This window comes from Rhodospirillales bacterium RIFCSPLOWO2_02_FULL_58_16, assembly GCA_001830425.1.
Classification (GTDB): domain Bacteria; phylum Pseudomonadota; class Alphaproteobacteria; order Rhodospirillales; family 2-02-FULL-58-16; genus 2-02-FULL-58-16.
The window spans coordinates 91,718-103,883 of record MIAA01000016.1; the positions used below are offsets into that span (position 1 = coordinate 91,718).

Sequence of the window (12,166 nt, forward strand, 5' to 3'; positions counted from 1 at the left end):
GAAGAACGATGTCGCCGACCAAAACAGATGTCATTCCCTTTGTCGATCTTACCCGGCAGTTCTCAAGCCTGGACGCCGAGATCATGTCCGCCATAAGAAAGGTCGCCGAGGAGGCGTGTTTTATTCGCGGCCCGGTCCTCGCCGAATTCGAGGAGCGGTTCGCGGCGCTGCACAATGTCCGCCACGCCATCGGGACGGCGTCGGGAACCGACGCCCTGTTCCTGGCGGTGCGGGCGCTCGGCATCGGGCCGGGGGACGAAGTGATTACCGTTCCCAATACCTGGATTTCCACCGCTTTCGCCGTCTCCCACGCCGGAGCGACGCCGGTTTTTGCGGATATTGATCCCGACACCTATCAGATGAACCCTGAGGCCCTGGAAAAAGCCATAACGCCCCGCACCAGGGCGGTGATTCCGGTTCACCTTTTCGGACACCCGGCGCCGATGGCGGCAATCGAGGCCATATGCCGGCCTCGCGGCATCCGCATCATTGAGGATGTCGCCCAGGCGACCCTGGCCGAAAGCGACGGCAGGATAGCGGGCGCCATCGGCGATATCTCCTGTTTCAGTTTCTATCCCAGCAAGAATCTCGGCGGCTTCGGCGACGGCGGCCTTATTCTGACTAACGACGATCAATCGGCGGCGACGGCGCTGCGCCTGTCCAACTACGGCCAAAACGGGCGATCAATGACCGGGATTCATGAGGACATCGGCTATAACTCACGTCTTGACGCGCTTCAGGCGGCGATTTTGCTGTGCAAGCTCCCCTACTTGAAGGAATGGACAGCGGCGCGACAAAGAGCCGCCGCCAAGTATGACGAATTGCTTAAACCGCTTCCCGTCAAGCGTCCCGTTACGGCCAAGGGGGCCGAGCCGGTTTATCATCTCTATGTGATCCAGGTTGATAATCGGGACGCCTGCCATGCCTATTTGCGGGAAAACGGCGTGATGGCGCAGATTCATTACCCCAAAGTGATCCACTTGCAGGAATGCTACAAGAATCTCGGCTATAAAAAAGGCGACTTTCCGGTTGCTGAAGATGCTTGCAAACGGATTCTTTCATTGCCGATATTTCCGGAAATTACCGACGAACAGATCAGTCGCACGGTCGAAACCCTTGCCCGTTTCACCGCCAAGGCAGGCGCATGACAAAAAAAGATTCAAAAGCCAGCCTGAGCATCGTCGTTCCCGCCTACAATGAAGAAGAGTTAATAGCCCATACCGTCGAGCACCTGCTGGCCACGGCGCCCCAATGGGTGGATGACCTTGAAGTTATAGTCGTCAACGACGGCAGCTCCGATTCGACCGGACGCATCGTCGATGAATTGGCGAACAAGTACAAAAATGTCATCGGCATTCAACAGAAAAAAAACGGCGGCTTCGGCATAACCGTCCGCACCGGCCTCATGCGGGCGACAAAGACCTATGTCATGATCTGCCCCGCCGACTACCGCTTCACGCTGGAAGATTTTAACGTCTATCTTGTGCTAATCAGATATGCCGACATCGTTATCGGCTACCGGCGTCATCGCCGGCTTCAGCTTCCGTTTTACGGAAAAATGGTTTCGGCGATTTATCATCAGTTGGTAAATTTGGTTTTCAATCTCAATTTCTTCGACGTCAACTGGATCCATATGTACAAACGCGACCAGATCGAAACCTATCTGGGAAAAAGCGACGGGGTTTTTCTTCTGGCGGAAAATATTATTCGCGCCAAGCGCCTGGGATTGAGGATCGTCGGAGTTGACGTCAACTACACCGAGCGGGAATCAGGCATTCCGACCGGCGTGCAGCCAAGAACGATCCTGAAAACCATCAGGGAGCTTTTTATCTTTTTCTTCAACAGGCGATAATCCGAAAAACAGAATGGTTACATTCAGGGATTCAGGGATCAAAGATGTTACTTTCGGCGATAACGTCACCATCGTGCGCCCCGTAAATCTTTACGGATGCGCCATAGGCGATGACTGCTTCGTCGGCCCTTTCGTCGAAATCCAACGCAACGCAGTTATCGGCAAAAGATGCCGAATTCAATCACATAGTTTCATCTGTGAGCTTGTAACCATCGGCGACGATTGCTTCATCGGTCATGGGGTGATGTTCATCAACGATCTGTTCAAGGCCGGAAAACCGGCGCGGGAAAACCCTGAACTATGGCTGCCGACCGGCATCGGCAACAATGTCTCTATCGGCTCCAACGTGACTATCCTGCCGGTAACGATTTGCGATAATGTGGTAATCGGCGCTGGCGCCGTGGTGACGAAAAATATCACCGAACCGGGAACCTACATGGGCAACCCGGCCGGAAGATTTGGTTCTTCTTAAGAGCCGTTTTTTAATGAAAATCCTTCTCGTCTATAAAGACTCTTTCGCCCAGGACCGCATGGCCATCTGCTGCCTGAGCGCCGTCCTTAAAGAGCGCGGTCATCAAGTCGCCCTTGTCATTCAGGGAGTAACGGAACCGGGCAAGCTGGCGGCGACGATGCAAGATTTCGCCCCGCATGTCGTCGGCTACAGCGCCATGACCGGCGAACACATCTCGCTTCTGAAATTGAACCGCAAACTCAAAAAGGATTTCCGATTTACCTCGGTGTTCGGCGGCGCCCATGCCACTTTCTTTCCCGAACTTATTGATGAAGACGGTGTTGACGCCATCTGCGCCGGCGAGGGAGACGAAGCCTTTCCCGAGTTCTGCCGCCGCCTTGAAAACGGAGAAAACCATTGGGAAACGCCCAGCTTTCATGTGAAGCATGACGGCAAGACATATAAAAATCCCCTGATGGCGCTGGTCGACGTCTCGGCTCTTCCCTTTCCCGACCACAAGATTCTCTACGACGCCGACCCCGGTCTGGCCGGAACCGGCAACCGGTTCGTCATGGCGGCGCGCGGCTGCCCTTACAAATGCGCCTATTGCTTCAACGTGGAATACAACCAGTCCTACAAGGGCCTCGGCAAGGTGCTGCGCTGGCGGACGCCGGAGCAGGTAATCCAGGAGATAGAATGGATACGCGACCGTTATCCGACCGACCATATCGCTTTCGTCGATGACACCTTTCCAGCGAAACCGGGAAAATGGTTTGATGAATTTTGCAGATTATACAAGGATCGGATCGGCATTCCCTTCGACGGCACAGTGCGCGCCAATTCGCTGAAAGAAGATGTTCTGATTCAATTACGCGACGCCGGACTCAGCTTTGTGTGGATGGGAATCGAAAGCGGCGATGAACAAGCGGCCAATGATATTCTCGGTCGCGGCCTGAGCAACGAACAAATTATTTCCGCCGCCGCAATGCTCCATCGCCATGGAGTCGGCATCCTGACTCTCAACATCATCGGGCTGCCGGTCCCTGATCCCTACCAAACGGATTTGAAAACGCTTGATCTCAATATAAAAATCAAGCCGGCCTATGCCGGTTCTTCGATCCTTTATCCGTTTCCCGGCACCCCCATCGAACGCTATGCCCGCGAAAAGGGATTCCTTAAAGGCGAGCCGGTTTACATGGAAACCTACAAGCGCTCATCCATGCTTGATTTTTCTTCGCCCGCAGAAAAAAGAAAAATAGAGAACCTGCATAAGTTGTTCGGCCTCATAGTCAGTTTCCCGTTTCTCAGGCCCGCCGTCGGGTTTTTGTGTCGCCTTCCTTTCAGCGGATTTTACCGCGCCGTTTATTATTTATGGTACGGCTACTGCCTGAAAATGAAGCTGAACCCCATTAATTGGCGGCGCGAAGGCGCTTATTACATCGGACTGTTTTTCCGGATGTTCGCCAAAAGCTGACTGATGCCGATATTTGAAAACAAGGCTTTAACCGCCGCCCTTATCGTCTCCGCCGCTTTGAGCGCGCCGTACTATTTCGCCCTCGCCTCAGACAGACTCAAAATTACCGCCCCGCGCCACGTCGGCATATTTTTCGCCGTCTGGCTGCTTTTGTTTACCTTCGAGTTCTACATCCTCGGCCCTTATTCGTTTATCGAGATGAGCCACGAAGGCAACTTCAACGTTGCCTTAAATTATTACCTGTCCCACCAGTATAACGGCGGTCGCTTCTCTCACCAATTCAGCGGCGGGCAGGATGTTTATTCCATGTTGCCGGGAAAGCAGTATTTCAACCCGGAACTGCTGTTGGCGTATATCTTCCCCACCTGGATCGTGGTGGCGGCGCACAAAATATTCCTGGCGGCTTTAGGATTCGCCGGCAGTTATCTATTGGCCCGCAAGGCAGCCCCGGACAACCGGGCGATCGCCGTCGCCGTCGCCGCGATATTCCCGGTTTCCCACGAATATCTGCTGAATTTCAGCACCAACTGGGGAACCGGCTTTGCGGCGCTGCCGTTGGCCGTTTACGCCTGCGTTGTCTGCTCAAAGGATCGCTTTTTTTGGCGATGGATTTTTCTGGCGACCCTGGTTTTGGCCGCCGGCGAACCGATTCATACCTTCCCTCCCCTCGCCCTTGCCGTCATCGGCGGCGCCTTGCTGTTCAAAGACGTAGATTTGAAAAAGGTAGTTATCGGTTTTTCCATATTTGCCTTTTTTTCCCTCCTTGTCTGGCATGAGTTTCTTTTCGCCAATTATCTGGGCGCGGCGGATACGGGGCGAGGGGTTAAAACTTCTGATAATTTCCTTGAGGCAATTCTGTCCGGCGTTGACATTCTGTTGAGAAATTGGGTTCCCACCTCCCTGTATCTTGCCGGCGTCATGGTTTTGGTTATACGCAAAGACCGTCTCGCGTTGCGCTCTATCGGCGTTTTGGCCATGCTGATTCTGACTTTTGCCGTCGCTCAATCCTTCCCCTGGGAAAGCGTAGGGTTGGCGTTCGTCAATAAAATCAGCCACTACTATATGCTGATTTCGATAACCACTCTGTTCGTGCCGGTCGCCGCCGGGGCGCTTGCCGGTCTTGATGCTTCAAGGTTGATCCGCCAAGGATTCTTGCGCCCGGAAATTGTCATCATCGCCATGGGCCTGTCGATAGCCACCTGGAATAAATTTGTTAATTTCGGGGATTGGCTGTGGTTCGGCGGACAAGGCAATCTCATCGGCTATGAAACCCTAAACAATCCTCAATGGAATCCCGACAAAAATTATCGGGTCATCACTTTGTTCGAAGCTCCGCCGCCTAACGTAGTCTCCGGCTTTTACGATTTTGATTCCTTCGACGGGATGACAAACCTGGGAAGCGCGGCATGGGAAAAGTATTGGTTTGAAATCATGCGCCGCGATACGAGCCATGTCCTGGGGACCCGCGCCGGCGTTAAATGGCCGCTATGGAACGGCGAAGTTTACGATATCGAAAGCCATATCCGCACCGATCTTCTGAAGATCGCCGGCGTCCGCTATATTTTCAGCGCCCTTCCGCTGTCGGGAAAAGACATGGTTCTGGTTTCGGCATCGAAAAAAGAGGATTGGGCCAAGGTTCGTCCACAATTCTTTGACGGCTTCGCGGCCTTCGCCCGCTACCGTCTGAAGCGCATATTCGACCCCGGAAAACTTTATGTCTACGAATTGCCCGACGCGCTCCCCAGGGTTTTCGGCGCAAAGGGCGTCAACGCCATGATCGATGAGTCGACGCTTTACAGCCAAGTCGCCGCCGCCCCGGCCCGCACGATCATTGTGCAGGAAAGATTCATGAAAGATTTAAGCGGGCCTGGAAACTTGCAGGTCACGTCTTTCCAAAAAGTGCGCGACGGTTTTGATGTCGCGACGGATGCGCCGAAAGGCGGCGTCCTGGTTTTGAATCAAACGTTTTCGCCCTTCTGGCAAGCGTGGGCCGGCGACCAGCCCTTAGGCATCGTCCCCGCCGACGGCATCCATATGGCGGTGGCGGTTCCGGCAGGGACGCCGCAGATCACCGTGCGTTATCGTCGGCCGTTGCTGCGGGAATTTATTTTGCGCTGACCTATGCTGTTCAACTCTTACCTCTTTATCTTTCTGTTCCTGCCGGTGGCGCTCGGCGGCTATTTTCTTGCCGGAAAACGCTCTAACCGCCTGGCGATAGGATGGCTGCTTATCGTCTCTCTGTTCTTTTACGGATGGTGGAACCCCCTTTTTGTGTGGCCCATCATATTATCGCTTTTATTGAATTTCGCCGCCGGATCTTATCTTTATCGTAATTCATCAAAGACTATTTTTGTCCTAGCCATTACCTTTAATCTTTCTCTGCTGGGCTATTTTAAATACGCGGGCTTCTTTGCCGGAATCTTTTCCGACGCCACAGGGGCCTCGTTCGATCTTGGCGATATCTTATTGCCCCTAGGCATTTCGTTCTTCACCTTCCAGCAGGTTGCTTATCTAGTGGATTCATACAAGCGCCTGACTGTGCCTCACGGCTGGGTTGAATATGGCCTGTTTGTCACCTTTTTCCCCCAACTGGTGGCCGGCCCCATTGTTCATCAAGCGGAAATGTTACCCCAATTTACCCGTGGCGACAGAAAATTAACGTCCGAAAATTTTGCCGTCGGCGCGACCATTTTCATTCTCGGCCTGTTTAAGAAGGTAGTCATCGCCGATAACATGGCCGGATATTCAACTCCCATGTTTACCGGAGCGGCGGCGGGAGAAGCCATTACCTTCCTGGAAGCATGGGGAGGATCTCTGGCCTATACATTCCAGATTTATTTTGATTTTTCCGGATACTCGGATATGGCGATCGGCCTCTCCTGCATGTTCGGCGTCAAGCTCCCCCTAAATTTCAATTCCCCCTACAAAGCCCTCAATATTATTGAATTTTGGCGTTGCTGGCATATGACCCTTTCCCGTTTTTTCCGTGACTATTTGTACTATCCCCTGGGCGGCAACCGAAAAGGCCCCTCGCGCCGTTACATTAACCTTTTGACGGTTATGCTGCTCGGCGGTTTATGGCACGGCGCCGGCTGGACATTTGTATTTTGGGGATTTTTACATGGTTTTTACCTGATTTGTAATCATGTCTGGCATGCTGTTCGGCGCCGTTTGAGCCTTGCTCCCGGCGTTACCTCGCCCATAGGCCGTGCTGTCTCGTGGTTAATAACATTTATGGCGGTCGTTATAGCGTGGGTCTTTTTCCGCGCCGAATCCTGGGAGGCGGCCCTTAATGTGCTCCAGGGAATGAGCGGCATGGACGGTCGTCTTGTAGTGACGGTCGGCTACGCGCCTTTTTTTGAATTATTAAAGCCGCTGATCGGAAACTTTAAGATAGCCTCGGCGCCGTTGATCTATTTCGACGGCCGCTCACAAATAGGATGGCTCGCCGCCGTCATGATTCTGGCCCTCGCCTTTCCCAACACCCAGCAATGGACACGACGCTACTATCCGTCCACCGACGCCGTTGAGCCTTATCCCGGCTTACCGCGCGCCTTCCTTTGGCGTCCCACGCCCCTCTGGGCCGGCGTTACCGTTATGCTGGTCGGCATCGCTCTTATTCTTGCGCTACGGCCAAGTGAGTTTCTTTATTGGCAATTCTAATTAAGCATAATGACAAAGAAAATATTTAGACGGTATAATATTATCCTCCTGGTTGGAGGGGGAATTGCGACAAGTATTATGTTTGTATATGCCATGGTATTTGGATATTTAAGTACAAACTTTTGGGTGTTCAGATGCAATGCTTCCCTTTATTCAAGCGAATATTACTTGTCGTATTGCGCCGACCAAGCGTTCGGCAGTTATGAACACGGCGCTATATTTCTGGGAACGGATGAAGAGAGCATTCGCAATTTAAAACTTGCCGATGTTTTAATTCTTGGAAACAGCCGAGCGCAGATGGCATTTTCAACAACCGCTATTCAGGCTTTTTTTGATGACAGGAACATTAAACACTTCAATCTGACCTTTAACGGCGAACAGGATGTTTTCCCAAGGAAAATTATTGAAAAATATGCCTTGTCTCCCCGGATAATAATCATTAATTCCGATTATTTTTTTTATAACAGCGCCAATTCTACGGCCAAAAAAATAATGTCGGAAACCCCTATGGCTAAATTCGAATATACCATGAAAGCCTGGGTGCAGCCTCTTCACAAAGATATTTGCGGCGGCGAAAGACGCCTCTTTAAAAACTTGCTCTGCGGCGACCAGAAAACACAATACAGATCCCGCAAGAACGGTCGCATAACGTCTCCGAACTGGCCGAACGAAAACATTCCGGTATCCTATTCCGATGATTACCCCGAGAACGCTTTTCAGGAATTGCTGAACAATGCGCGGAAATTCAAGAAATTCGCATCCGACAGAAAAATATGTCTTGTCATTACCGTGGTGCCGTCTCCTGTCGCCACTCCGCTAGTCGGCCGGAAGATCGCCGAGAACCTGGGAACTCCTTTTATCCAACCTGATGTAGAAGGCCTGACCGGCAGCGATTCAGGCCACCTGAACCCGGCCAGCGCGGAGATTTGGACCAACGCCTTTTTAAAAGAATTTGAACCGGTTTTGCAGGATTGCCTTTAAAGTTCATTATACCGCCCGGTTGTTAATCCGGCGCTGTAAGTGTTGCGATCCGGGCGGCGCAAATCAAGGCCATCGCGCATTTTGTTAAAGCGATTGATGAGTTCCTCGCGGCATGCGGCCTCCGCCGCGCCGTCGCCTCGGCAAACCGCTTGGGCCAGATTCAACGCTTGGGGAGCCAGTTCGGCAAGCTGATGGCGATGCACCAGCCAATCATTGACGTAAAGGGTGCGATCCGCTTCCGTCGGCGGCAGCATTTCGGGCAACGCCCCCGCAGGGTCGCGCACCAGAATATTAATGCCGTTAAGCCATCCCTTCTCCCACTGTTTCAAGGCGTTCGGCGCCATATTGGCGGGATGATCCGGGCTGTAGGCCTCGAAAATCATCTTGTATTTCGGATGGGAGATCAGAAAGTCCCGGGTCGATTGCCGCACAAAAGCATAGTTGGCGTCATCGACCAGAATCACCGCATTTTCATGCAAAAGGGGCGCGGCCAGCAAAAGGGCGATCAGTTGACTCCGGTAGTCATGGGCGCCGTCAATGAAATAGACCCCGACCTTGCGCCCCGCCAAATGCTCACCCAGAGTCTCAAGAGCAACCTCGAAGTCCTTGTTAATTAATGTCGCGTTTGTCGCATTGAGTCTGGCCTTGCGGTTCGTTACTATATCGTAATTTTTCCCTTGAGGGTCGAGAATCGAGAAATTGTCGATGCCGAAACAGGGGAAGTCCGGGAAATGAACGGCTACTGAAAACAAGGTCAGCCCCTGGAATACCCCGATTTCCACATAACAAGCCGTCGGATCATCGGCAAACAACCCCGTCAGCCTTTGCAGAACGCCGACCGTTTTGCTGCCGGAAAGACCATCAAGGACATCGCCGCCCTTGCAGGACAAGGGGCCGTTCAGGTCAGATTCACGGATGCAGTTGAGGACTTTTTCAAAAAACATGAGGGACTCCGGTACAACCAATATTGCCGCAAGACTTTAACACCATGACGCTGCTTTTGCACACACCCTATGATTTGCCGGAACCCGGCTCCTATAGCCGATGGTTTGCGACGACGGATGCGGCGGCGGCGCTTGACGCCGCGAACAGATTGCCGCAACTGGAACGGCGCCTGGAAGATGCGTTCAAGGACTGCCGGGATATTTGGTGGCGATTAGGACGGGAAATGAGCGCCGCCCCCACCGCTTCAACAGCGCAAACCCCGACGGCGGCGGCCTTCGGCTCGGACTTCGGGTTAATGCTGGCATGGAGCAAAATCGCCGAACAGACTGCCGCCGATGAAGAAACTTGCCTCGCCGTCTGCTCCGATCCCTGGCTGTTTCGTCATCTGGCCCGCTTGCCCGGCGTCAAGGCGGGAAAGCCGCCGCCGCTTTGGCCCCGCCTTGTCTTCCTGCGCCTGAGAGGCCTGATGGCCGGGATCAAGGTCAGCCTCAGCGTAGCCGTCGCCTCGCTTTTACTGAAACGATTCAACGGCGCCCACGCCAAGGGTGCTTATTTCCTGCTGGTTTACGGGCATCCCCGCAGCAACGCCGAGGGCTTCGATGATTATTTCGGAAGCCTGATGAAAGACATTCCGGGGCTGAAAAGATTGTTGCATACCGATTGTCCGCCCCGCCGGGCGCAGGAACTGGCCGTCGACGGCAAGACGGCGAGCCTTCACGGCTGGGGTAGTCCGCTTTTCGCCTTATGGCCGGCGGCGACGCGGTGGCGACCGGAACGAATTCATACCCATGGCCCCTACGGGTGGCTGGTGCGCCGCTCTGCGGCAAAAGAAAACGGCGGCGGCGGCCCGGCGATGAACCGCTGGCAGCACCACTGCCAGCAACGATGGCTGCAAGCCGTAAAGCCGTCGCGGGTGGCGTGGCCCTGGGAGAACCACGGCTGGGAGCGGGCCTTTTGCCGGGCGGCGCGGCGGCTCGGCGTCCCCACCTTGGGCTATCAGCACACGGTGATCGGGCCTTATCAGATCAACTACTCCACCGCCACCAACCACGACGGCCTGGCCGGCATTCCCGATCTGGTAGTCAGCAACGGCCCGGCCTACCGGAGCGAACTGGAGGCCTGGGGCATCCCCGCCGACCGTCTGGTCATCGGCGGCGCCTTGCGCTTCAAGCCCTTCGCCAAAAGCATTTATGACGCGCAAGGGCCGGTGTTCGTCCCCTTGTCGGCGATTCCCATGGCCGCCCGCCGGCAGGTGGAAGCCGCCCGCGCCATCGCCAAAACCGGCCGCCGGGTGGTGGTCAAGGAACACCCGATGTATCCGCTGGACTTCAAGGACGCCCCCAACCTGTCGCGCACCGATGTGCCGCTTCAGGAGCAGACCGGCCTGTCGGCGGTGTTGTACAGCACCGGGACATCGGCGCTGGAGGCGTTGCTCGCCGGCCTGCCCGCCTATCGGCTGATGCTGGAAGACCGCATCGCCATTGATGTCCTGCCCGCCGAAATGGAGGCGCAGAGCGTAACCATCCACACCGTGTCCCAAATCATGGATGCTCCGGCCAAGCCTGAGCGCCTTGCCTGGGAGCGGGTTCTTTCTCATCCGGACATGGACCTCTGGCGTCGTCTGCTTACTAATGATATGCACGCGGGCCGGGGGGAGAAAGCATAATGACCATCAGAGTCGCCTTGATCGGCTGCGGCCGCATTGCCGGACACCACTGCCGCGCCATTTCTTCCGTGGAAGGAATTGAACTGGCGGCGGTATGCGATCTGATCGACGAAAGAGCGCAAGCCTACGCCGGAGAATTCGGCGTCCCCGGCTTCACCGATTACCACGCTATGTTCAACAAAGTCCGCGACATCGACATCGCCGCCGTCATCACGCCGTCCGGCATGCATTTTGAGCACGCCATGGACGTGATGGAGCGCCACGGCAAGCACGTCATCATGGAAAAACCCACCTTTATGCGCCCTGAGCAGCTCCATGACGCTCTCGCCGCCGCTGACCGCCTCGGCCTGAAGATGTTCCCGGTATTCCAGAATCGCTACAACAAGGCGGTTCGCCGCGCCAAGCAGGCGCTGGATAACGACGAACTGGGCGATATCCGCATTGTCGCGGCAAGAGTCCGCTGGTGCCGGCCCCAGCGCTACTACGACATGGCGCCGTGGCGCGGAACCTTCTCCCATGACGGCGGCGCCCTGACCAATCAAGGTATTCACCATGTCGATTTGTTGCGCTATCTGGGCGGCGAGGTCGAGCGGGTCAACGCCGTTATGACGACGTTGGGCGCCGACATCGAGGTCGAGGACACGGCGGTCGCCATTATCAACTATCGCTCCGGCGCGGTGGGAACCGTCGAGGTGACGACGGCGGCGCGGCCTGATGACTTCGAGGCGTCCTTAAGCATCGTCGGCGCCAAGGGTCTGGCCCAGATCGGCGGCATCGCCGTCAACGAGCTGCAAATCTTCACCCCTGATCCCGACGCCTGCGCCGCCAACAGCGAGGATTTCAAGGGCGTTAAGGGCCACGGCGCCGTCTACGGCTTCGGCCACAGCGAAATGTACAGGGATATCGCCGCTTTCTTCGCCGGCGGCGTTCCCTACCCGGTTGACCATGCCGACTGCCTCGGCACCCTGAAGCTGTTGCACGCCTTTTACCGCTCGGACGAAACGGGAGACTGGGCAGACGTAAACAGCGACCGGCAATCCGTTCGCCTTGGCCGTAAAGACGATGAAATTTCAAAGCGTTACCGGACTCCATTGTCATGACGGATAAACTAAAGGTCGGAATCGCCGGTTACGG

At 54.9% G+C, this 12,166-nt stretch carries 10 protein-coding genes; 9 read left to right on the top strand and 1 reads right to left on the bottom strand.

Going from position 1 to position 12,166, the window contains the following annotated elements; all coding sequences use genetic code 11:
- The first annotated feature begins 8 nt into the window (after positions 1–8).
- The 7 genes from A3H92_02300 to A3H92_02330 all read left to right on the top strand — a co-directional run bounded on the left by A3H92_02300 (position 9) and on the right by A3H92_02330 (position 8,421).
- On the top strand, positions 9–1,148 hold the full coding sequence (locus A3H92_02300) for a hypothetical protein (GenBank protein ID OHC75526.1): 1,140 nt from the start codon (positions 9–11) through the stop codon (positions 1,146–1,148).
- Positions 1,145–1,852 carry a hypothetical protein gene (locus tag A3H92_02305; GenBank protein OHC75527.1) on the top strand — a complete coding sequence of 236 codons (708 nt, stop codon included), beginning with the start codon at positions 1,145–1,147 and terminating at the stop codon, positions 1,850–1,852. The genes A3H92_02300 and A3H92_02305 overlap by 4 nt, the downstream gene beginning before the upstream one ends.
- A gap of 13 nt (positions 1,853–1,865) precedes the next feature.
- Positions 1,866–2,324 carry a UDP-3-O-(3-hydroxymyristoyl)glucosamine N-acyltransferase gene (locus A3H92_02310; GenBank protein ID OHC75528.1) on the top strand — a complete coding sequence of 153 codons (459 nt, stop codon included), beginning with the start codon at positions 1,866–1,868 and terminating at the stop codon, positions 2,322–2,324.
- Between the two features lie 13 nt (positions 2,325–2,337).
- Positions 2,338–3,777 (top strand): hypothetical protein, encoded by a 1,440-nt coding sequence (locus A3H92_02315; protein OHC75529.1) that lies wholly within the window; start codon positions 2,338–2,340, stop codon positions 3,775–3,777.
- 3 nt (positions 3,778–3,780) lie between these two features.
- Positions 3,781–5,895, top strand: coding sequence for a hypothetical protein (locus tag A3H92_02320; GenBank protein ID OHC75530.1), 2,115 nt, complete (start codon positions 3,781–3,783; stop codon positions 5,893–5,895).
- Between the two features lie 3 nt (positions 5,896–5,898).
- On the top strand, positions 5,899–7,440 hold the full coding sequence (locus A3H92_02325) for a hypothetical protein (GenBank protein ID OHC75531.1): 1,542 nt from the start codon (positions 5,899–5,901) through the stop codon (positions 7,438–7,440).
- 78 nt (positions 7,441–7,518) lie between these two features.
- The gene (locus tag A3H92_02330; GenBank protein OHC75532.1) at positions 7,519–8,421 is read left to right on the top strand and encodes a hypothetical protein; all 903 of its coding nucleotides are present in this window, start codon (positions 7,519–7,521) and stop codon (positions 8,419–8,421) included.
- Here A3H92_02330 and A3H92_02335 read toward each other — a convergent pair.
- On the bottom strand, positions 8,418–9,365 hold the full coding sequence (locus A3H92_02335; protein ID OHC75533.1) for a hypothetical protein: 948 nt from the start codon (positions 9,363–9,365) through the stop codon (positions 8,418–8,420). The genes A3H92_02330 and A3H92_02335 overlap by 4 nt on opposite strands.
- 44 nt (positions 9,366–9,409) lie before the next feature.
- Between A3H92_02335 and A3H92_02340 the strand changes: the two genes are divergently transcribed.
- Positions 9,410–11,032, top strand: coding sequence for a hypothetical protein (locus A3H92_02340; GenBank protein ID OHC75534.1), 1,623 nt, complete (start codon positions 9,410–9,412; stop codon positions 11,030–11,032).
- Complete coding sequence (locus A3H92_02345) at positions 11,032–12,132, top strand: dehydrogenase (GenBank protein OHC75535.1); 1,101 nt, start codon at positions 11,032–11,034, stop codon at positions 12,130–12,132. The genes A3H92_02340 and A3H92_02345 overlap by 1 nt, the downstream gene beginning before the upstream one ends.
- Positions 12,133–12,166: the final 34 nt, after the last annotated feature.

Excerpts from the sequence above, each read along its gene's own strand:
- A3H92_02300 (OHC75526.1), top strand. The coding sequence starts at position 9 with ATGTCGCCGACCAAAACAGATGTCATTCCCTTTGTCGATCTTACCCGG.
- A3H92_02305 (OHC75527.1), top strand. The coding sequence starts at position 1,145 with ATGACAAAAAAAGATTCAAAAGCCAGCCTGAGCATCGTCGTTCCCGCC.
- A3H92_02310 (OHC75528.1), top strand. The coding sequence starts at position 1,866 with ATGGTTACATTCAGGGATTCAGGGATCAAAGATGTTACTTTCGGCGAT.
- A3H92_02315 (OHC75529.1), top strand. The coding sequence starts at position 2,338 with ATGAAAATCCTTCTCGTCTATAAAGACTCTTTCGCCCAGGACCGCATG.
- A3H92_02320 (OHC75530.1), top strand. The coding sequence starts at position 3,781 with ATGCCGATATTTGAAAACAAGGCTTTAACCGCCGCCCTTATCGTCTCC.
- A3H92_02325 (OHC75531.1), top strand. The coding sequence starts at position 5,899 with ATGCTGTTCAACTCTTACCTCTTTATCTTTCTGTTCCTGCCGGTGGCG.
- A3H92_02330 (OHC75532.1), top strand. The coding sequence starts at position 7,519 with ATGTTTGTATATGCCATGGTATTTGGATATTTAAGTACAAACTTTTGG.
- A3H92_02335 (OHC75533.1), bottom strand. The coding sequence starts at position 9,365 with ATGTTTTTTGAAAAAGTCCTCAACTGCATCCGTGAATCTGACCTGAAC.
- A3H92_02340 (OHC75534.1), top strand. The coding sequence starts at position 9,410 with ATGACGCTGCTTTTGCACACACCCTATGATTTGCCGGAACCCGGCTCC.
- A3H92_02345 (OHC75535.1), top strand. The coding sequence starts at position 11,032 with ATGACCATCAGAGTCGCCTTGATCGGCTGCGGCCGCATTGCCGGACAC.